The sequence below is a fragment of the Stenotrophomonas lacuserhaii genome (assembly GCF_014836545.1).
Lineage (GTDB): Bacteria > Pseudomonadota > Gammaproteobacteria > Xanthomonadales > Xanthomonadaceae > Stenotrophomonas > Stenotrophomonas lacuserhaii.
The window spans coordinates 162559-182985 of the sequence record NZ_JACSQS010000002.1; the positions used below are offsets into that span (position 1 = coordinate 162559).

Sequence of the window (20427 nt, forward strand, 5' to 3'; positions counted from 1 at the left end):
CGCACGGGCATCGGCCCTGCCGGGGGAACGGTCGCATCGACCAACGCCAGGACGCCACTTCGCTTTTCCCTGCCGTCCCGGCACGGCAGCCTCATTCCAGTGGTCACGGCGCGTCCTGTGGGCAGGCTCAGGAGTCCCCGCTCACCTGACCAAGAGGCAAAGATGGCCCCCCGCAACCGCCACGGGCTTTACGACCCACGACACGAGCGCGATGCCTGTGGTTTCGGCATGGTCGCCCAGTTGGATGACCAGCCGTCCCGACTGCTCGTGGATACCGCCATCGCCGCGCTTTCGCGGATGACCCACCGGGGTGGCGTCGCCGCCGACGGCGTGACCGGCGATGGCTGCGGCCTGCTGCTGCGTCGCCCGCAGGCGTTCCTGAAAGCCATCGCCGCCGAAGCGGGCCTCAACGTCGGCGCGTGCTTCGCTGCCGGCGTGGTGTTCCTGCCGCACGATGAAACCGCCGCCGCACAGTGCCGCGCCGCGCTGGAAGCGGAGCTCTCCAAGGCCGGCACGCAGCCGCGCGGCTGGCGCGTGGTGCCGACCGATCCCAGCGTCTGTGGACAGCTGGCACGCGATACGCTGCCGCGCATCGAACAGGTCTTCGTCGATGCCGGCCAAGCGCAGGACAATGCCGGCTTCACCCTGGCCCTGTTCCTGGCCCGTCGCCGCAGCGAACAGTCGCTGCGCGACCACGCCGATTACTACGTCACCACGCTCAGCCCGAACGCGATCAGCTACAAGGGCATGGTGCTGCCGGACAAGCTGTCGCGCTTCTTCCTGGACCTGCAGCGCAGCGACCTGGCCTCCAGCGCTATCGTGTTCCACCAGCGCTTCTCCACCAATACGCTGCCGCGCTGGCCGCTGGCGCATCCGTTCCGCATGCTCGCCCACAACGGCGAGATCAACACCATTGAAGGCAACCGCCGCTGGGCGCAGGCGCGCAGCAAGGTGTGGAAGACCCCGCGCTTCGACATCGCCGAGTTCGATCCGGTGATCTCCATGCACGGTTCGGACTCGCAGAGCCTGGACAACATGCTGGAACTGATGGTCAGCGCCGGCATGGAGCTGATCCAGGCGCTGCGCATCCTGGTCCCGCCGGCGACGCAGTCGCTGGAATTCAAGGATCCCGACCTCGCCGCGTTCTACGAATTCCACGGGCTCAACAGCGAGCCGTGGGACGGCCCGGCCGGCATCGTCGCCTGCGACGACCGCTACGCGGTGTGCACGCTGGACCGCAATGGCCTGCGCCCGGCGCGCTGGATGCTCACCTCCGACCGCCACTTCCTGGTCGCCTCCGAAGCCGGCGTGTGGGAAGTGCCCACCGAACGCGTGGTGCGCAAGGGCAAGCTGGGGCCGGGCGAGATGATCGCCATCGACCTCAAGCGCGGCGACCTGCTCGATTCAGAGGCGGTGGACCGCATCAACCGTGGCCGCGCGCCGTACAAGCAGTGGCTGCAGCAGGGCGTGACCTACCTGCAGACCGAACTGATCGATCCTTCGCTGGTGGAAGAACCGTTCGACGCCCGCACCCTGCGCAGCTACCACAAGCTGTACCAGCTCAGCACCGAGGAAGTGGAGCAGGTACTGCGCCCGCTGGCGGAAACCGAACAGGAAGCCACCGGCTCGATGGGCGATGACACGCCGATGGCGGTGCTGAGCCAGCGCAGCCGTCCGCTGTACGACTACTTCCGCCAGGCCTTCGCGCAGGTCACCAACCCGCCGATCGATCCACTGCGCGAAGACTGCGCGATGTCCCTGTCCACCCAGCTCGGCAAGGAGACCAACATCTTCCACGCCGGCGCGGAGACCGTTAACCACGTCATCCTCAATTCGCCGGTGCTGAGCCAGCGCAAGCTGCGCCAGCTGCTGAAGATGGAGCAGTACGCCGACGCCAACCGGCTGATCGACCTGTCCTACAGCGAAGAAGAAGGCCTGCGGGCCGGCATCGAGCGCATCTGTGCCGAGGCCGAGCAGGCCGCGCGCGAGGGCATCGTCATGCTGCTGCTGTCCGACCGCTACCCGGTCACGGACCGGCCGATGGTGCATGCCCTGCTCGCTACGAGCGCGGTACACCACCATCTGTGCAACACCGGGCTGCGCTGCGACGTCAACCTGATCCTGGAAACCGGCACCGCGCGCGACCCGCACCACATGGCCTGCCTGTTGGGCTTCGGCGCCACTGCGGTGTATCCGTACCTGGCCTACCAGACGCTGTTCGACCTCGGCCGTCGCGGCATCCTGAAGCTGAGCAAGGGCGGCGAGCAGTCGCAGATTGGTCGGCGTTACCGCAAGGGCGTGTACAAGGGCCTGTCGAAGATCATTTCCAAGATGGGCATCTGCACGGTGGCCAGTTACCGGGGCGCGCAGTTGTTCGAGATCGTCGGGCTGGAGCCGGACGTGGTGGACCTGTGCTTCCCGGAAACGCCGTCGCGCGTGGGTGGTGTCAGCTTCGCGCGGCTGGATGCAGAAGCCCGCGAGCTGACCGTGCAGGCGTGGGATGACCAGGTGCAGCCGGACGTCGGCGGCCTGCTGAAATACGTGCACGGCGGCGAGTACCACATGTACAACCCGGACGTGGTCATGAGCCTGCAGCGCGCGTCGCGCTCGGGCGATCCGGCGCACTGGCAGGCGTACTGCGATGCCGTGCACGCACGTCCGCCGTCCGCGCTGCGCGACCTGCTGCAGCTGGTTCCGGCCGCCACGCCGACGCCGCTGGACGAGGTGGCACCGGCCAGCGAACTGTTCCCGCTCTTTGATACCGCGGCGATCAGCCTGGGTGCGTTGTCGCCGGAAGCGCATGAAGCGCTGGCCATCGCGATGAACCGCCTGGGTGGCCGCAGCAACTCCGGCGAAGGCGGCGAAGACCCCGCCCGCTATGGCACCGAGAAGCGTTCCAAGATCAAGCAGGTGGCTTCGGGTCGCTTCGGTGTCACCGCCGAATACCTGGTCAACGCCGAAGTGCTGCAGATCAAGGTGGCCCAGGGCGCCAAGCCCGGCGAGGGCGGCCAGCTGCCCGGCCACAAGGTCAACGAACTGATCGCCCGCCTGCGTTATGCCAAGCCGGGCATTGGCCTGATCTCGCCGCCGCCGCATCACGACATCTATTCCATCGAAGACCTGGCCCAGCTGATCTACGACCTCAAGCAGGTGAACCCGACCGCATTGGTGTCGGTGAAGCTGGTCAGCCACGCTGGCGTGGGCACGATCGCCGCCGGCGTGGTCAAGGCCGGCGCCGACCTGATCACCATCTCCGGCCACGACGGCGGCACCGGCGCCTCGCCAGTGAGTTCCATCCGCTACGCCGGCGTGCCGTGGGAACTGGGCGTGGCCGAAGCACACCAGGCGCTGGTCGGCAACGATCTGCGCGCGCGCACCATCCTGCAGACCGATGGCGGCCTGAAGACCGGCCTGGACGTGGTCAAGGCGGCCATCCTCGGCGCGGACAGCTTCGGCTTCGGCACCGGTCCGATGATCGTGCTGGGCTGCAAGTACCTGCGCATCTGCCATCTGAACAACTGCGCCACCGGCGTGGCCACCCAGGACGAGCGCCTGCGCGAGAACTACTTCACCGGCCAGCCCGAACGCGTGGAGAACTTCTTCAGGCTGCTGGCCGAGGAAGTGCGCGGCTGGCTGTCCTACCTGGGCGTGCGTTCGCTGCAGGAGATCGTCGGCCGCACCGAACTGCTGCGGCAGATCGATGCCGCGCCGCGCGAAGGCGTGCGCGTGGACCTGTCGCGGCTGCTCGCCGATGCCAGCTACGAAGGCAGCCACTGCGCCGCCCAGCGCCTGTACGAATCGCCGGACAGCCTGGCCACGCAGATGGACGGGCTGCTGGCCGATGCCATCGCGCACAAGCGCGGCGGCGACCACCGCTTCCTGATCCACAACACCGACCGCAGCATCGGCACCCGCCTGTCGGGCACCATTGCCCGCGCGCATGGCAACCAAGGCATGGCCGACGCCCCGCTGGAGCTGCGCTTCCGCGGCACCGCCGGGCAGAGCTTCGGTGCCTTCAATGTGGGTGGCCTGCACCTTGAAGTGGAAGGCGAAGCCAACGATTACGTGGGCAAGGGCATGGCCGGTGGCCGGCTGGTGGTGCGTCCGCCACGCGGCGCGCGCTTCGAAGCCCGCAGCACTGCGATCATCGGCAACACCTGCCTGTACGGCGCCACCGGTGGCGAGTTGTTCGCTGCCGGGCGGGCCGGCGAGCGCTTCGCGGTGCGCAACTCCGGTGCGCTGGCGGTGATCGAAGGCGCCGGTGACCACTGCTGCGAATACATGACCGACGGCGTGGTGCTGGTGCTCGGCAAGGTCGGCCTGAACTTCGGCGCCGGCTTCACCGGCGGGCTGGCCTACGTGCTGGACGTGGACCGTGATTTCGTCGACCGCTACAACCACGAGCTGATCGACATCCATCGCGTTTCCGCCGAAGGCTTCGAGAACTACCGCCAGCACCTGCATCGGCTGATCGGCCGCCACCGCGAGTTGACCGGCAGCATCTGGGCCCAGCAGATCATGGACGAGTTCCGCGATTACATCGGCAAGTTCTGGCTGGTGAAGCCCAAAGCCGCCAGCATCGAATCGCTGACCGAAACCCTGCGCCGCGCCGCATGACCCCGCCCTTTTCATCGGTAGTGCCGGTCGCTGGCCGGCAGCACCTCCAAACCGACAGGCAGAGCACGCCATGAGCCGCAAGCACGCATTCCAGTTCCTCGACCTGCCCCGGACGATGCCGCAGCGCATCCCGGTGGAACTCCGCACCTCCGGCGACTGGGGCGAGCTGTACGGCAAGTTCGGCAAGGAGGAGGCGCAGTACCAGGCCGGCCGCTGCCTGGACTGCGGCAACCCGTACTGCAGCTGGAAATGCCCGGTGCACAACGCGATCCCGCAATGGCTGCAGCTGGTGCAGGAAAACCGCATCGAAGAAGCCGCCACGCTGTGCCACAGCACCAACCCGCTGCCGGAAGTGTGTGGCCGGGTGTGCCCGCAGGACCGCCTGTGCGAAGGCAGCTGCACGCTGGAGGAATTCGGCGCGGTGACCATCGGGGCGGTGGAAAAATACATCGTCGATACCGCGCTGGCACGCGGCTGGCGTCCGGACCTGAGCGCGGTGGAGCCCACCGGGCGCACGGTGGCGGTGGTGGGTGCCGGACCGGCCGGGCTGGCCTGCGCCGACCGCCTGGCGCGTGCCGGCATCACCGCGGTGGTCTACGACCGCTACGAACAGATCGGCGGGCTGCTGCAGTTCGGCATCCCCAGTTTCAAGCTGGACAAGGACGTGATCCGCAAGCGCCGCGAGGTGCTGGAAGGCATGGGCGTGCAGTTCCGGCTTGGCGTGGAGATCGGCCGCGATGTCACCGTGGATGACCTGCTGCAGCGACACGATGCGGTGTTCCTGGGCACCGGCGCCTACCGCTATACCGACGGCGGGCTGGATGGGCAGGACCTGAAAGGCGTGCTGCCGGCGCTGCCGTTCCTGGTACAGAATGCCCGCATCGTCAGCGGCGACAATCCGCAGGGCCGGCCGATCGCCGGCTGGGAAGACCAGATCAGCCTGCCCGACCTCACCGGCAAGCGCGTGGTGGTGCTGGGCGGCGGCGATACCGGCATGGACTGCGTGCGCAGCGCCATCCGCCTGGGTGCGGCGCGTGTTACCTGCGCCTACCGCCGCGACGAAGCCAACATGCCCGGTTCCGCGCGCGAAGTCGCCAATGCCCGCGAAGAAGGCGTGCGCTTCCTGTTCAACCGCCAGCCGCTGTCCATCGAAGCCGGGGCCGACGATGAGGCGATCGGCGTGACCGTGGTGGAGACACGACTGGCCGCGCCCGATGCCGATGGCCGCCAGGCCGCGGTGCCGATCGAGGGCAGCGAATCGCTGCTGGAAGCCGACGTGGTGATCATCGCCTTCGGCTTCTCGCCCAGTGCGCCGGAATGGCTGTCCGCGCACGGCGTGGAATCCACCGGCAACGGTCGCCTGCAGGTCGGCGGCAACGACCGCCTGCCGTTCCAGACCGCGCACCCGCGGCTGTTCGCCGGCGGCGATGCGGTGCGCGGCGCGGACCTGGTGGTGACCGCGGTGGCCGAAGGACGTGATGCCGCGGCGAGCATCGTGCGCCTGCTGCTGGCATGATCCTGCGCGCGCACCCGCGTTAGCCTTCCAGCTGGCGCAGGTACGCGATGCAGCGCTGAAGGCGGGCATGCAGCTGGTCGCGCTGGGCGCGCGATGGCGGCACCTGCGCCTCGTTCAGCTCGCGCAGGTGGGTGGACAGCGCGGCCAGTCCCAGGCTGCCCACGCCGCCGGCCATGCGATGCAACCGCTGCGAGGCCATGCGCTGGTCCGCCCGGTGCCACGCGTCCTCCAGTGCCACCCCGTCCTCTTCCAGGCTGGCGCGCAGGGTCTGTACCAGCTGGCGGGCGGCGTTCTCCGTACCGAAGCGGGCGACCAATGACGCCAGGGTCGGCGCATCGCTGCGTTCCAGCCCGCCGCACGGTGCTGCGGGTGCAGCGCCAGCGGCCAGCAGCCCGGGCGCGACCTTGGCGATCGCATCGTGCAGGGTGCGCCGACTGATCGGCTTGGCGAGCAGGTGGTCCAGGGCCATCCCCCGCATACCGTCGATATCGGCGGTCATGCCGATGATGGGGCCGGGCGCACGGCCCCGTTGCTGTTCTTCGCGGCGGATGTGCTGCACCAGCCCGGCACCGTTGAGGCCGGGCATCTGCTCATCGGTGAACAGCAGCCGGGGTGGGTCGCGGCGCCACGACGCCAGCGCCTGCAGGCCATCACCAGCCACTTCCACATCCAGGCCCATGCCGCGCAGCCACCACTGCATCAACAGCTGCTGGGTCGGATGGTCTTCGGCAACCAGCACGCGGGGCGATGATCCGCTGCGTGGCGATGCGTCCGGCCCACAGCCAGCAGCGGCCCGGTTATCCGCCACGGCATCACCTGCGAGCGGCACCGGGGCGTGCTGCAGTTCCAGTTCGATTTCCACCACGGTGCCCTCCCCGGGCACACTGCGCAGGGCCAGCGTGCCGCCCATCGCGGTGACCAGCTGGCGGCAGATGCCCAGTCCCAGCCCGGACCCGCCATGCTGGCGCGTGGTGGAGCGCTCGGCCTGGGCAAACGGCTCGAACACCGCCTCCTGCCGCTCCAGGGCAATGCCCACCCCGGTATCGGCCACGACCAGCCGCAACCGCTGCGCGTGGGCGGTGTCTTCGACCGCTTGCAGGGACAGCGATACACCGCCGTGGCGGGTGAACTTGATCGCATTGCCGACCAGGTTGAACAGCACCTGTCGCAGGCGGGTGGCATCAGCCAGCAGCTGCGGGGCCACCCGTGCTCCCACGCGCTGGTGCAGGTACAACCCCTTGGACTGTGCCACCGGCCGCAGCAGGGCCTCCACGCTCTGCACCAGCGCGCGCAGGTCGACCGGCCCGTCCTGCAGGTCCATGCCCTCGGCGCGCCCTGCGGACAGCGCGGCAACGTCGTCCAGGATGCGTGCCAGCATCGAGGCGGCGGCGTCGAGGGTGGCCATCACCGCACGCTGGTGCGTGTCCAGCGGCGCACCCCGCAGCCGGGCCAGGCGCTGCAGCAGCACGTGCATCGGTGCGCCGATCCCCGTTCCCAGGCTGGAAACCATCTGCTCACGCTCGGCCGCATCCGCAGCGGCCTGCGCATGCGCGCGGAGGATCGCCTGTGCACGGGCGTCGGCGTCGGACACGTCCATCCAGTAACCGGTCCAGCACTGCTCGCTGGATGTTTCCAGGCTGGGCCATGCCTGCATGGCGACATGCCGTGGCCCGCGTACGCCTTCGGCGGAAAAACGCAGCGCCACCGGACAGATGCGACGCACCGCGCGCAGCAACACCGACAGCACCCGCTTGTGGTCGGCGGCATGGATGGCGGCAAGGATGCGCGAAGGATCGTCCTGTAGTTCGCGCGGCGATGCGCTGAACAGCTGCGGCGTGTCCCCGGCCAACAGTTCGATGTGGAGTCGTCCGTCGCGCGCGCGCCGTGCCTGGAACACGACCACCGGCAGGTTCCTGGATACCTCGTCGATCAGTCGCTGCACGTCACGGCTGCGGCGGACTTCATCGCGCAGCCGCCAGTAGCCGTTCGCCTGCACCAGGGCGATGCCGGCAAGCGCCAGCAACAGGCCCGCCACCACGAGCGGCCCCGGCGTCGGCGCCGACAGCATGAATGATCCCAGGGCGAGGCAGACGGTGACAGCGCACGGCGCCACGAAGATGTCCTTTTCCGCAATCCAGGATCCACCGACGCTAGCAGGCTCATCGCTCGGCACCATCAGGATTGCTGCATAAACGACGACGCCTGGCGTGATCCAGCGCATACACTTCGGCAGTGCCCCTTGGAGAATCTCCGTATGCGACTTGGACTGGCCGCCAACCGGCTGCACCACCATGATGGCGAAGCGGCCCTGTTCCGCTTCCTGCGCGCCAGTGAGGCGGGTCTGCGTGACCTGCAGTGTTCGCTGCATGCGGTGGGCCGCACCTTCGATGCGATCCAGCAGCATGGTCCGCTGCGCGGCGATCCGCTGGTCCGGCAGTATCCGTATGGCCGCGACGGCGGGCTGATGAAGCTGGTGGCCGAGGTGGTCGGCATGGGCGCCGAGCGCAGCCTGGACGGCGCCATCTACCTGATCGACCCGGTCGATCCGTCTTCGATTTTCCCGGAGGCGATCGCGCTCAAGCGCCAGTGCGTGATCCATGCCAAGCCTTTCATTTCCACCGTGGCCAGCGCGCGCGACTGGGTGGAGGTGGAGCGCCTGCACGCCGGCTTCGCCGCCGATGCGGCCGCGGACGACCTGCACCGGTTTGAAGCGCAGACCCTGGCGCTGATCGCGCACGATGCGATGAAGCCGGCGATGCTGGCATTCGCCGACGAGCACTTCGCCGTGCTGTCGCGGTTTGCTTCGCGGATAGGCACCGGTACTACCGGCCAACGCTTGAACGAACTGGCGTGGAGCCGCGGCTGGCCGGCCGATACGCCGTGGGTGACCCGCTACCAGAGTGGGCCGATGGGCGGTGATGCACAGATCGCCGACCAGGTGCTGGAGGGGCGCTGCCAGCGCGCGGTGTTCTTCGAAGATCCGCACGTGGCGCGGCAGCATGAAGCCGACATCCAGCTGCTGGAGCGGGCGGTGACCACGGTGACCGACCTGGCGGTGTGCATCACCTCGCCGCGGGTGGCGGCGCGGTGGGCTTCTGCGGCGGCGCTGCGTTCTGAAGCTGGCTGCGTGTGAGTCTGCGTGTAAGGCCCCTTGGTCTACGTGTGAGGCGCCGGGTGGGCAGGCCAGGCAGGACACGCCGTGAATCCGTCCATGGAGGCTCGCTGTTCGCATCCATGCGAACAGACGGTCCTGCCTGGCCTGCCCACCCGGCGCCCTGACGGTTCATGGGGGTGACCGGCGCCTGGGGAATGGGTGAAAAGCGGGGCGACTGCAGTGGCCTCGCGCAGACGGCAGCGGTATTCCTGCTGTGCGGGAGCCCCCTTGTTGTTCAAGGGGGCGCGCCGAAGGCGGGGGGATAAGGTGGAATGCGTGGGCAACTGCTGTGGCCTCGCGCAGACGGCCGCGGTATTCCTGCTGTGCGGGAGCCCCCTTGTTGTTCAAGGGGCGCGCCGAAGGCGGGGGGATAAGGTGGAATGCGTGGGCAACTGCTGTGGCCCGGCGCAGACGGGTTACAGCAGTTGCCTTAGCATTGCCTTCAATCTGCGGCCTTCCTGTTGGAAGTAGTCGCGTTGTTGGCGCCAGGCAGGGAAGCGTTGTTCGACTTCATGCCAGAAGGCGGGCGAGTGGTTGGCCTGCAGCAGGTGGCAGAGTTCGTGGACAAGGACGTACTCGAACGCTTCCGGCTTGCCCAGGACCAGTGCCAGGTCCAGTGCCATGCTGCCGTCGGGGGCCAGTGATCCCCATTGCGAGGACATCACCTTCAGCCGGATACGCGTCGGCGCGCGTGGCAGGCCAGGCAAGTAGCGCGGCAGCCAGCGTCCTACATCGGCGCGCGTCTGCGCTTCATAGAACTCGCGCAGCAGGCGCTTGAGCGTGGTCGGCGTGGCGCGCGCGGGCCAGTGCACGCACGCGCCCTGTTCGTCCACCTCCAGCTTGGCGTAGCGCGCTTCCTGCCAGCGCAGCGGAATCAGTTCACCGCGCAGTGGCAACAGTCCAGGCTCGCCCGGCACAAGCGGCGGCGGCATGCGATCGGAGCGGTAGTGCTGCAGCTGTTCGGACAGCCAGCCACGATGCTGTTCAAGGAACCGCTCGCCGGTCTGCAGGCTGGCACGCAGCGGCAGCGTCAGCCGCGCACCGCGTTCGTCCACGCTGAGCTTGATGCGACGCGCACGCGGATCGCGAACGCGCAGCACATCAATCTCCGCATCGTCCAGCCGCAGTCGCACGGTATCGCGCTGCACGGTGGCACTGGGCGCAGGGGACAGCAGGCGGCGGAGCAGGCGACTCATGCCACCAGCATACGCCGCCACGGACGGCGCGATGTCAGCAACGTCCGCCCCACCCTGTTCAGTCCGCCTTGCTCAGCTTGAAGGCCTCTTCCAGCAGCAGGAACAGGCGACGGATCTCGGCGCTCTGCAGCGCGAAGCGTGCATCCAGCTCGGCACGACGGCCGTCATCATCCGAATGCTCCAGCTGGTCCAGGGCGCCATCGAGGAACTTCAGCTTGCGCACGATCAGGTCATCGCCGATCACGAAGGACAGGTTGTCTTCGAACACCAGGGCCAGCTTGGTGACCTGCTTGCCCGCGTCCAGATGCTTGTCGATCTCGTCGCAGCGCAGTTCCTGGTGCTGGCACTTGACCACGGCACCGCCCTCCACCGGATCCTTCATTTCGCACTCTTCGCCCAGCGACAGGCCGGTCGGCAGCGGTTCGCCGGCAATCCAGCCGGTGAGGATCGAACGTGGCGCCACTTCGGCGTTCAGTGGCATCGCCGGGAAACTGCCCAGCAGCCCGCGGATGTCGGACATGAAGTACTCGGCGGTCTTGCGACTGGAGCAGTCCACTGCGACGTAGCCATGCTTGAGGTCGATGAAGGCATCGTTGCGCGAGTTCTTGACGAAGGCGCGCGGCAGCAGTTCGTGCAGCAGGTCGTCCTTCATGCGCTTGCGTTCGCGGCCGCCGGGACGACGCCCTTCGTTGGACTCGATTTCCTCCAGCTTGCGCTCCAGCAGGTCGTTGACCACCGCGCCCGGCAGGATCTTGTCTTCACCGCCGACGGTCAGCCACAGATGCTCTTCGATGCGGTGAGAGAACTGTTCCTTCTCTTCGCGGCCGAACGGGGAAATGAAGCCACGCGAATTCATCTCAAGCGGGCCGACCGGCTTGAGCAGGGCATTCGGCAACTGGGTGTCCACGTTGGAGAAATCGGTGGCGGTGGGGAAACGGAAGAAAGTCAGGTTGCGAAAGAACATGGAATTCCGGATTCAGGAGTGAAGGGCGCCGTGGCCATCGTCGGCCAACGGCGTCTCAGGAGGTGCGTCGCGGTGGCGACGCTCCAGGGAATGAAAATCAAACAGGTCCAGGTCCGCCAGCTGCGACGGTTCCACGCTGGCCAGTGCACGGGCGATCTGGTCCACGCGCCCCGGATGGTCACTATCCCACTGCGCCAGCAGCTGGCCTATCTGGCGACGCTGCAGGTTGGGTTGGCTGCCACACAGCGTGCACGGGATGATCGGAAAGCGGCGTGCCTGCGCGTACTGCGCGATGTCCCGCTCGCGCACATAGGCCAGCGGCCGGATCACCACGTGCTGGCCATCGTCACTGCGCAGCTTGGGCGGCATGCCGGACAGCTTGGCATGGTGGAACAGGTTCATCAGGAACGTCGCTGCCATGTCATCGCGGTGGTGCCCCAGCGCGATCCGGGTGAAGCCATGGCGGGCGGCATGCTGGTACAGCGCGCCACGGCGCAGCCGGGAGCACAGTGAACACTGCGTGCGCCCTTCGGGAATCACCCGGCTGACCACCGAATAGGTGTCCTGTTCGATGATCTGGTATGCCACCCCCAGCCGCTCCAGGTACGCCGGCAGCACATGCGCGGGAAACCCCGGCTGCTTCTGGTCCAGGTTCACCGCGACCAGCTCGAATGGAACCGGCGCCCTGCGCTGCAGCTGCAGCAGCATGTCCAGCAGGGTATAGCTGTCCTTGCCGCCGGACAGGCACACCATCACTTTGTCGCCCGCCCCGATCATGCCGTAATCGGCGATGGCCTGGCCGACCTGCCGACGCAGTGCGCGCGCCAGCACGTCCGCCTGTGCGCCGGCCTCGCGGGGCACGCGCGGCAACGGATCGGGCAGGGACAGGACGTCGGTCATCCGCCCATTCTACCGGCTGGCATGCGCGCATCGGAGGCCTCCGGAGCGGCGGTTCTCCCGGTGGTCACCCGCGCTGTGTATGCTCGACGGGTGGACATCTACACTCCCGCAGAAATCACCGAGCGCCTGCTCGCGCTGCGCGCCGACCACCGCGCGCTGGACGAACGCATCACGCGCATGGCGGCCAATGGCGAAGACGACCTGGAGTCCAAGCGGCTCAAGCGTCACCGGCTGCAGCTGAAAGACTGCATCACGCGGCTGGAAAGCCTGCAGATCCCCGACGAGCCGGCCTGAGCCCTTCCGGTGGGTGGCGACCGTTGGTCTCCACACCCTGCCTGATCAGTCCTGCGGCACGGTTTCTTCCGGCCGCGCCGCTTCCGGGCTCACCCGTTCAATGGTGTGGCGCAGCTCGCGGCCGAGGATGAACTTGGCATCCTTTGCCCAGCCGTCCAGGCGCTCGTCGAACAACAGGCGGCTGTTCTCGTCCGGCCAGACCAGCCGCAGTTCGCGCAGCTTCTGGATGAATCCACGGAACAGGGTCTTGTCGAAGAACTCCGGTGCCGCCGGCGCGTACAGCAGGCTCAGCCGCTGCGCGGCCTGCTGGCACAGGCTTTCCAGTTCCGCCGCACCCAGCGTGCCGGGACCATTCTTCACCAGCACTGAAATGGCGATGTAGTAACGCTCGAATGCCTGCTGCAGGGAGTGGCCGATCGCACGCAGGCGGAACACCTCGTCGGTCTGGCCGGTATTGCGCGACAGCACGCCGCCCTCATCCTCGCCGACCTGCTGCAGCAGGCCCTCGCGGATGAACAGGTCGATGGTCTGTTCGATGCGCTGGCCGAACTCGTCTTCGGTCCACGGCAGGAACAGTTCGGCCTGCAGGAAGGGGTACACCGAACGCCCCAGCCGCACCAGGCCTGCCCGGCCCATGCGCCGGTTGTTCTGGAAACAGCACGCGACCCACGACGAAGCGGTGAACAGGTGCAGCACGTTGTTGCGGAAGTAGCTGAGCAGCACGGCGGTGTCCCCGCTCACGCTCAGCACGTCGCCCAGCGGATGCTTGACCCGGGTCAGCACGTTGATTTCTTCGGCGTGGGCGATGATCCGCTCCGGCGAATGCGGGGTGACCGTCACCCGGTCCGAGTACGGCATTTCCTCCAGCAGCGTCTTGCACAGCTGGATCTGCGCGATCAGGTCGGCCTCGCCCATGGCGTGTTTGGGCGTGGACAGCAGCGCCAACGCCAGCAGGTTGATCGGGTTGACGTCGGCGGCACCGTTGATGCGCACCTGGATCCGTTCGGCCAGGGTATCCACGGTAGTGGACAGCCATGCCGGCTTTTCATCCTCGGCCACCGCACGACCATCCCACTCAGGGGCCTTTTCGGCCAGCACGTCGTTGAGCGCGATCGGTTCGCCGAAGTTCACCACCACCTGGCCGAAGTTCTGCTTCAGCACCTTCGGGATGCCCCACAGCAGCGACCAGATCGATTCCTTTTCCTTGGGTCGGCCGGTCAGCTCGTCGAGGTAGCTGCTGCCTTCCATCAGTTTTTCGTAGCCGATGTAGATCGGCTGGAACAACACCGGCTTGCGCGGCTGGCGCAGGAATGCCTTGAGCGTCATCGAGATCATGCCGCCCTTGGGCTGCAGCAGGCGACCAGTACGCGAGCGGCCGCCTTCGACGAAATATTCGATGGAATAGCCGCCGGCGACGAGCTGGGCGACGTATTCGCTCAGCACCGCCGAATACAGCGCGTTGCCGCGGATCGAGCGGCGGATGAAGAACGCGCCGCCCTTGCGCAGCAACGTGCCGACCACCGGCAGGTTGAGGTTGATGCCGGCCACGATGTGCGGCGGCACGATGCCGCGGTCGTACAACAGGTAGGACAGCAGCAGGTAGTCCATGTGGCTGCGGTGGCTGGGCACGTACACCACCTCGTGGCCGGGCGCGGCCGCCTTGAACTTGTCAAGGTGGTGGACCAGCACGCCGGCGTAGATGCGGTTCCACACGTGGCTCAGCATGAAGCTGGCCGAACGCACCACCGGACTGGAGTAATCGGCGGCGATTTCCCACGCGTAGGCGTGCGCCTTCTTCCACGCGTCGGCCGGCTTGCTGTTGTCGCGGCGGGCCTGGGCGGCAATCGCTTCACGCACCGGCTCGGCCTGCAGCACCTGGTCCACCAGCAGGCGGCGGGTGGACAGGTCAGGACCGATCACCGATTCGCGGATGCGGCGGAAATGCGTGCGCAGCACACGCTGCAGCTTGCGCACCGTGCGTTCCGGGTCCAGCCCTTCATCCACCGTGGCCCGCAGCGAGATCGGCGGGGCGAAGCGCACGATGGTGCTGCGACCGTTCAGCAGCACCGCCAGCAGTCGGCGGAAGCGTCCGACCAGCGCCCAGTTTTCAGAGAACAGCACGGCAAACCAGCCGCTCTGCTTGTCCGGCGCGCGGCCGACGAAGATCGACACCGGCACCAGGTGCACGTCCAGTTCGTCGCGTGACCGGTGCGCCTGCAGCACCTTGGCCAGCGAATCGGAGTGGGTCTTGGCGCCGCGCTGTTCGGGGATGATGGAATTGCTCGAACTGCGCCGTGACAGGGCCACGTAGGCGCGCTTGCGGCCGGTGGGGTCACCGGGCAGGGGCACCAGCGGCGAGGGCAGTCCGGCCTGGCGGCAGGCCTTGTCCAGGATCAGCGCATTGGACAGACCGTAGTCCTCCAGCACGTAGACCACCGGGCGGCCGTCGTTGTACTGGCCGGGGTCCTGCGGTTCGATGTCCAGCGACAGCCAGGGCTCGAACAGACGACCCAGCAGCCGCGCCCACCACGGACGCCGGCCGGCGGCAGCGCGCGCGGCAACATGCGCCGGCACCGGGCCGTCGATCGTCATCGGGGACACCTGCGCCGGATCGGCAGGGGTCTGCTCAGGTTGTTCGCCGGGGAACGGCAGCGGATTCTGTTTCGACATCGGCATCATTATGGCGTAGCCGCCGGCTTTTCATCGCCCCCGGTCTCAACAGGAAGTGCGATGGGCGCGGCGGATTCAGCTTCCACGGCCGCCTGCGCCGTGCGCGCGTTGCGCAACAGCGCGTCGGTATCGGCCAGCGTACGCGTGAGGTACCAGTGCCCCTCGCGGCGCGTCAACGGAATCTGCAGGGTAATCATCTCTCCTGCCAACGGATACTGCAGGCGTACCAGGGCGTTGTCGCCCTGCCGGGAAAGTACCTCGCCGGCAATCCCGCGCATCGATGCGTCCAGATCAAGCCCATAGCTGGCCAGCACCGATTTCAACGTGGCGATGAACGGTCCCAGCCGCTCCAGGCTGGCCGCCATTCCGGCCTGCTGCAGCTGCGCATCGTCGGTGAAGCCGGTCGCGCTGGCGGCCTTGGTGAGCGCGGCGATGCTCGCCCGTGCCCGTGCCCGGTCGCTTATCGGCGCATCGGCCGCCCACGCCGCCAGCGTCTGCACCACCTGCACGTAGTGCGCCTGCTGGCTGGCGGTGAAGCTGGTTTCATGGCGCAGGTACTGCACGCCGAACAAGCCCATGGACTGCGCGGCCTGGCGCACGGCGGCCGTCTGCCCGGCCAGTTGCTGGTCGAAGCTGCGCTGCAGGCGCTGGCTGCCATCATCGGCGGCAAGGGCCTGCAACATCGGCAGCAGCTGGTCGTGCAGCGGCAGTTCGGTCAGCGGCCAGCGGCTGTGGCCCTGGCTCCACGCCTGGTCCAGTGCCGTGTACTGCGCCGGTGGTACCGACAACCTGGCATAGGCCACCAGGTCGTTGTCGGCAATCGCACGCGCCATCGCCTGCACCGCCGCGACGGGTTCGGCGGGCGGCAGGGCGGCATCGACCGCATCGCGCTGGCAGGCGGCCATCGCCAACAGCAGCATGGCAGCGCAAGCCCACCTACCCGCATGGCGCAGCGCGCGCCGTTTCGTCTTCGACATGATGGTTCGGACTCCCCAGACCGGCCTGCATCTTGAACGGTGTTGCCTGTCAGCAGCAAGACAGTGCCGGTTTCATGCCCCCGGCCGCGGCCACGGCATTGAAACATACTCGCTGCCGGCTGCGGGTGGCCGCTCCGCGTTCCGACCTGGGACGGATGGCAGCGTAGGGCAATGTCGTTGCACCCGCTCGCTGTGACAGTGCGCAAGGAATATCCGGCCGGGCTGGTTGCCCACTGGTGTTCGGCAATCCGCCGGATCCGAAGAACGCATATGAACCGCTACCCTGCTTTTGTCCTCGCCAGCCTGCTCAGCCTGCCCGCGCTGGCCTTTCCGCCATCGCAACCTGACCAGGCCAGGCCGAACATCGTCGGCGGGACGGACGTGGCCGACGGCGATCATCCGTTTCTGGTCAGCATCCAGCTGGTTACGCGTGGAAGCACGCCGCTGGCCCGTCACTGGTGTGGCGGTACGCTCATCTCGCCCTCGTGGGTACTGACTGCCGCACACTGCGTGGCAGGCATGCAGGCCGCCCAACTGCGCGCGCGCAGCGGAGAGACCGACCTCACCGCTGGCACCGGGACGGACCATCATGTCGCCGCCATCCACCTGCATCCCGCCTACGCCGGCACGCGCAAGAGCGATGTCGCGCTGCTGCGCCTGGCAGCGCCGGTGCCGGACGCGCCGATCATCGGCCTGCTCGGCCAGGAAGGCGTCGGCTTCGAAGTAGCGGGGCGGCTGCTGACGGTGGCCGGTTGGGGCGATCTGTCCTGGTTCGGTGGCAGCCCGACGCGCATGCAGCAGGTCGACGTGCCTTTCATCAGTACCCCCGATTGCTCAGCCCTGTACGCTGGCCGTGCGACGGTAGATGCCTCCACCGAGATCTGTGCCAGCGAAGCCGGCCGCGATTCCTGCCAGGGTGATTCCGGCGGTCCGCTGTTCACCCGCGCCGCCGCCGGGGGCTGGGTCCAGCTGGGTGTGGTGAGCTGGGGTATCGGATGCGCTTCCGGCGACTCACCGGGCGTCTACGCGCGCCTGGCAGGCCCAGGCATTGACAGCTTCATCCAATCGGTCTGGACGGGCGACTGACGCTCCACCAGGGGTTCGGTGGGGGAAATCCACCGAACCCGCAGTGCCTCACCTGCGCAGGGCCATCGCGATTTCCTGCTGGATGGCCCGCGCCGCTGCCGCAGGATCGCTGGCCAGCCGGATCGGTCGCCCGACCACGATGGCATCGGCGCCGTCGGCGAACGCCTCGGCAACACCGACCGTGCGCTTCTGGTCATCGCCCACCGGGCCGCCAGGACGGATGCCGGGACAGACAATGGAGAAACCGGCGCCGGTGGCGGTACGAATCGGCGCCGCTTCCTGACCGGAGGCGATCACCCCGTCGATACCGGCCGCCTTCGCCGCCAGCGCGCGTTCCACGACAACATCCACCGGTTCGCGGTCGATGCCCATCCGGGCCAGGTCTTCGCGCCCCATCGAGGTCAACACCGTGACCGCCAGCAGGCGCATGTCGCCGCCAGCCACGGCCGCACAGGCCTCCATCATCGCCGGGTGCCAGCCATGGATCGTGCAGTAGCTCACCGGCCATTGCGTCAAGCGCTTGATGACCGCCGCGGCGGTGGCCGGGATGTCGAAGAATTTCAGGTCGACGAACACCCGCTTGTCGCGGCGCGCCAGCTCCTCCAGCACCTGGAAATACTCACCCGATGCCAGCAGCTCCATGCCGATCTTGTAGAAGCCGACGCTGTCGCCCAGGCGATCCACCCACGCCAGCGCCTGCGCGCGGTCGGGCACGTCCAGCGCGAAGATCAGGCGCTCGTCATCGTCCAGTGGCAGCGGTCCGCGGCTCATGGCGCATAGTCCAGCGCGGCACGCTTTGCATCGTGGCGGGCCTGGCGCGGCTGGCTGAAATCGTTGTTGAACTGCGCCGGCTCGAAGCCGCCGTAGGTCGGGTTCGGCAACATCCACCAGCGCTCGCCGAACCAGTCGTGGTATTGCTGCAGCAGGGCATCGCGCCCTTCGTTGGTGTTGGCGGTGACTTCGACGAAATCGCCGAGCTGGTCACCGAACTGCATCAGCACCCGGTACTGCTGTCCGGCCAGGCGGCGGCGGCAGTTCTTTTCACTGCCGGCCTGCTCACAGCCCTCCACCACGGTCCCCAGGCCGAGGAACACGCTGTCGTCGGCAACCGGCAGGCCTTCGGCACGCAGGTTGGCCAGGGTGGCCTCCTTCAGGTGCACGGCGCGGTTGGAGATGTACAGCAGGGTGACGCCTTTCTCATTGGCCGCCCTGGCGAAATCAACGACGCCGGGAATCGCCTTGGCCTTCTTCTCCGCCACCCACTGGTCCCAGGTCATCTCGTCGTATTCCTTGCCATCGCGCACCAGGCGCGCCTGATAGGGCGAGTTGTCCAGCACGGTCTCATCCAGGTCCAGCACCACCGCCGGCTTCAGGCCCTTGGCATCGTTGCCGCGCTCATCCGGCACCAGGGCATCCCAGTGGGACTCCTTCAGCGCCGCATCCAGGCGGTCGGCTGCGGCACGGTAAGTCTGCTCGGTGATAGCCCGGTATTCCTGCGCCCGCTGCATCCATAGCACCGCGTTCAGGTTGTCGTTGGCACTGCTGTCCGTTGCCGGGGCCGCACCCGCTGGTGCGGCGGCAGCGCCTTCGGCCGCGACAGGCGGGGCGTCGACGCGCTTGCACGCGGACAGGCCGATCATCGCGATGGCGAGCAGGGACAGGGAAAGGGGGGCGATACGACGACGCATTGGCTTCACCATGTTCAGATCCCCGCCATTTTAACGGCAAACATGACAGGGGCAGCGGCTATGCTTGATGGCTGTTCCATCGACCCAGCGGAGCCCGCCATGACCGACACCCCCGACACCCCTGCCCGCCCGCTGCTGGATGCCACCCAGGCACGCCTGCTGGGGTGCCTGGTGGAAAAGGAAGCCACCACGCCGGACACCTATCCGCTGACGGTGAACGCGGCCCAGTCGGCGGCCAACCAGAAGACCGCGCGCGATCCGCTGATGAATCTGGATGCCGGCAATGTGCAGCACGCGCTGCGCCAGCTGGAAAGCATGGGCCTGGCGCGCCAGCATTTCTCCTCGCGTGCCGACCGCTATGAACATCGCCTGCAGGCGGCCCTGGATCTGACCCGCCAGCAGACCGTGGTGCTGGCGCTGCTGCTGCTGCGGGGTCCACAGACGTTGGCCGAGCTGATGACGCGCGCCGAACGGCTGCATCGCTTCGGCAATGCCGACGAGGTACGCCACGCGATCGAACGCCTGCAGCAGCGCGAGCTGCTGGTGGCGCTGCCGCGCGCCAGTGGCCAGCGCGAAGACCGCTACATGCACCTGTTGTGTGGCGAAGTCGATGGTGCGGCGCTGGCGGCGACGTTCGCCGCGTCGGGTTCGGCATCCACTGGCTCGGGCGGCCACGATCCAGCGCTGGCCGAACGGGTGGCGCAGCTGGAAACCGCAGTTGCCGAGCTGCGCGCCGAGCTGGAAGCGCTGCGCGGCTGAATCGAGGGTTGCCGGCCAGCAGCCGGCACTACCGTGCGGGGCGCGATCAGCGGGCGACGTCGGCCGCGCCCGGCGTGGCGAACAGGGTCACCCATTGCTCGCTGCCGGGCAGCTGAATCGGGCCGCGCTGCTGCATCCCCAGCCGGCGCAGGATCGCCGCGGAGGCCAGGTTGTCCGGGCTGATGATGCCGTACAGGTCCTGCAGGCCCAGCGTGCCGCGTGCATGGGCGAACACCGCCTGCGCCGCCTCGCTGGCATACCCTTGGCCTGCATGCTCGCCCAGTACCGCGTAACCGACATCCGGCCCCGGCAGGCCGTCGCGGCGCACCAGGCCGGCATTGCCCAGCCAGGCCCCATCGGACAGGCGCTCGATCGCATACATGCCGAAGCCGTTCAGCGCGTAGCTGTGCAGCACGCGCAGCGCGATGTACTCGCGGGCCTGCTCCTCGCTGCGCACGGCGCGATCGCCGATGAAGCGCACGAAACCAGGATCATTGAGCAGGGCCAGCATGCAGCCGGCATCGCGCTCGGGCTCGATGGGCCGCAGGCGCAGCCGGTCGGTTTCAATCTGCACTGCCGTTCCCGTCGCCGTCGTGGTGGCCGATT

The 20427-nt window shown here is 67.8% G+C and carries 15 protein-coding genes; 6 read left to right on the forward strand and 9 right to left on the reverse strand.

Annotated elements, in window-relative coordinates; all coding sequences use genetic code 11:
* The first annotated feature begins 162 nt into the window (after positions 1-162).
* Positions 163-4617: a glutamate synthase large subunit gene (gene gltB, locus H9654_RS03635; RefSeq protein WP_191769103.1), complete on the forward strand. Its 4455-nt coding sequence runs from the start codon at positions 163-165 to the stop codon at positions 4615-4617.
* 70 nt (positions 4618-4687) lie between these two features.
* Complete coding sequence (locus tag H9654_RS03640) at positions 4688-6133, forward strand: FAD-dependent oxidoreductase (protein ID WP_191769104.1); 1446 nt, start codon at positions 4688-4690, stop codon at positions 6131-6133.
* A gap of 19 nt (positions 6134-6152) precedes the next feature.
* On the opposite strand, the gene H9654_RS03645 is transcribed toward H9654_RS03640, so the two are convergent.
* Entirely contained in the window at positions 6153-8201 is a 2049-nt protein-coding gene (locus H9654_RS03645; RefSeq protein WP_191769106.1) for an ATP-binding protein, read from the reverse strand.
* Positions 8202-8387: 186 nt separating this feature from the next.
* Between H9654_RS03645 and H9654_RS03650 the strand changes: the two genes are divergently transcribed.
* A complete protein-coding gene (locus tag H9654_RS03650) occupies positions 8388-9266 on the forward strand; it encodes a methylglyoxal synthase (protein WP_191769108.1) in 879 nt (292 codons plus the stop codon).
* Between the two features lie 437 nt (positions 9267-9703).
* Here the strand turns inward: H9654_RS03650 and H9654_RS03655 are convergent, their stop codons facing one another.
* From H9654_RS03655 to ttcA, 3 genes are read right to left on the reverse strand one after another with little or no spacing between them, the layout of a single operon-like run.
* Positions 9704-10483, reverse strand: coding sequence for a M48 family metallopeptidase (locus H9654_RS03655; RefSeq protein WP_101101803.1), 780 nt, complete (start codon positions 10481-10483; stop codon positions 9704-9706).
* Between the two features lie 58 nt (positions 10484-10541).
* Positions 10542-11447, reverse strand: a complete 906-nt coding sequence (locus H9654_RS03660) for a recombination-associated protein RdgC (protein ID WP_101101676.1) — start codon at positions 11445-11447, stop codon at positions 10542-10544.
* 12 nt (positions 11448-11459) lie between these two features.
* Positions 11460-12347: a tRNA 2-thiocytidine(32) synthetase TtcA gene (gene ttcA, locus H9654_RS03665; RefSeq protein ID WP_191769110.1), complete on the reverse strand. Its 888-nt coding sequence runs from the start codon at positions 12345-12347 to the stop codon at positions 11460-11462.
* A gap of 90 nt (positions 12348-12437) precedes the next feature.
* Here ttcA and H9654_RS03670 point away from each other — a divergent pair, with 90 nt between their 5' ends.
* Complete coding sequence (locus H9654_RS03670) at positions 12438-12641, forward strand: YdcH family protein (RefSeq protein WP_101101680.1); 204 nt, start codon at positions 12438-12440, stop codon at positions 12639-12641.
* Positions 12642-12686: 45 nt separating this feature from the next.
* On the opposite strand, the gene plsB is transcribed toward H9654_RS03670, so the two are convergent.
* Both plsB and H9654_RS03680 read right to left on the reverse strand, forming a co-directional pair.
* Entirely contained in the window at positions 12687-15320 is a 2634-nt protein-coding gene (gene plsB / locus H9654_RS03675) for a glycerol-3-phosphate 1-O-acyltransferase PlsB (RefSeq protein WP_182656557.1), read from the reverse strand.
* Complete coding sequence (locus H9654_RS03680; RefSeq protein ID WP_191769112.1) at positions 15320-16288, reverse strand: hypothetical protein; 969 nt, start codon at positions 16286-16288, stop codon at positions 15320-15322. The genes plsB and H9654_RS03680 overlap by 1 nt, the downstream gene beginning before the upstream one ends.
* 270 nt (positions 16289-16558) lie before the next feature.
* Here H9654_RS03680 and H9654_RS03685 point away from each other — a divergent pair, with 270 nt between their 5' ends.
* Positions 16559-17374: a serine protease gene (locus H9654_RS03685; protein ID WP_191769114.1), complete on the forward strand. Its 816-nt coding sequence runs from the start codon at positions 16559-16561 to the stop codon at positions 17372-17374.
* A gap of 48 nt (positions 17375-17422) precedes the next feature.
* On the opposite strand, the gene pyrF is transcribed toward H9654_RS03685, so the two are convergent.
* The gene (gene pyrF, locus H9654_RS03690) at positions 17423-18145 is read right to left on the reverse strand and encodes an orotidine-5'-phosphate decarboxylase (protein WP_191769116.1); all 723 of its coding nucleotides are present in this window, start codon (positions 18143-18145) and stop codon (positions 17423-17425) included.
* Complete coding sequence (locus H9654_RS03695) at positions 18142-19062, reverse strand: 5'-nucleotidase, lipoprotein e(P4) family (protein ID WP_191769118.1); 921 nt, start codon at positions 19060-19062, stop codon at positions 18142-18144. The genes pyrF and H9654_RS03695 overlap by 4 nt, the downstream gene beginning before the upstream one ends.
* Positions 19063-19161: 99 nt before the next feature.
* On the opposite strand from H9654_RS03695, the gene H9654_RS03700 reads away from it, so the two are divergent.
* Positions 19162-19821, forward strand: a complete 660-nt coding sequence (locus tag H9654_RS03700; RefSeq protein WP_191769120.1) for a YceH family protein — start codon at positions 19162-19164, stop codon at positions 19819-19821.
* 46 nt (positions 19822-19867) lie between these two features.
* Here H9654_RS03700 and H9654_RS03705 read toward each other — a convergent pair whose 3' ends face one another.
* Positions 19868-20395 carry a GNAT family N-acetyltransferase gene (locus tag H9654_RS03705; RefSeq protein ID WP_318241110.1) on the reverse strand — a complete coding sequence of 176 codons (528 nt, stop codon included), beginning with the start codon at positions 20393-20395 and terminating at the stop codon, positions 19868-19870.
* Positions 20396-20427: the final 32 nt, after the last annotated feature.

Bases quoted from the DNA above. Each gene is read 5' to 3' on its own strand.
- gltB (WP_191769103.1), top strand. From the start codon at position 163: ATGGCCCCCCGCAACCGCCACGGGCTTTACGACCCACGACACGAGCGC.
- H9654_RS03640 (WP_191769104.1), top strand. From the start codon at position 4,688: ATGAGCCGCAAGCACGCATTCCAGTTCCTCGACCTGCCCCGGACGATG.
- H9654_RS03645 (WP_191769106.1), bottom strand. From the start codon at position 8,201: ATGCTGTCGGCGCCGACGCCGGGGCCGCTCGTGGTGGCGGGCCTGTTG.
- H9654_RS03650 (WP_191769108.1), top strand. From the start codon at position 8,388: ATGCGACTTGGACTGGCCGCCAACCGGCTGCACCACCATGATGGCGAA.
- H9654_RS03655 (WP_101101803.1), bottom strand. From the start codon at position 10,483: ATGAGTCGCCTGCTCCGCCGCCTGCTGTCCCCTGCGCCCAGTGCCACC.
- H9654_RS03660 (WP_101101676.1), bottom strand. From the start codon at position 11,447: ATGTTCTTTCGCAACCTGACTTTCTTCCGTTTCCCCACCGCCACCGAT.
- ttcA (WP_191769110.1), bottom strand. From the start codon at position 12,347: ATGACCGACGTCCTGTCCCTGCCCGATCCGTTGCCGCGCGTGCCCCGC.
- plsB (WP_182656557.1), bottom strand. From the start codon at position 15,320: ATGATGCCGATGTCGAAACAGAATCCGCTGCCGTTCCCCGGCGAACAA.
- H9654_RS03680 (WP_191769112.1), bottom strand. From the start codon at position 16,288: ATGTCGAAGACGAAACGGCGCGCGCTGCGCCATGCGGGTAGGTGGGCT.
- H9654_RS03685 (WP_191769114.1), top strand. From the start codon at position 16,559: ATGAACCGCTACCCTGCTTTTGTCCTCGCCAGCCTGCTCAGCCTGCCC.
- pyrF (WP_191769116.1), bottom strand. From the start codon at position 18,145: ATGAGCCGCGGACCGCTGCCACTGGACGATGACGAGCGCCTGATCTTC.
- H9654_RS03695 (WP_191769118.1), bottom strand. From the start codon at position 19,062: ATGCGTCGTCGTATCGCCCCCCTTTCCCTGTCCCTGCTCGCCATCGCG.
- H9654_RS03700 (WP_191769120.1), top strand. From the start codon at position 19,162: ATGACCGACACCCCCGACACCCCTGCCCGCCCGCTGCTGGATGCCACC.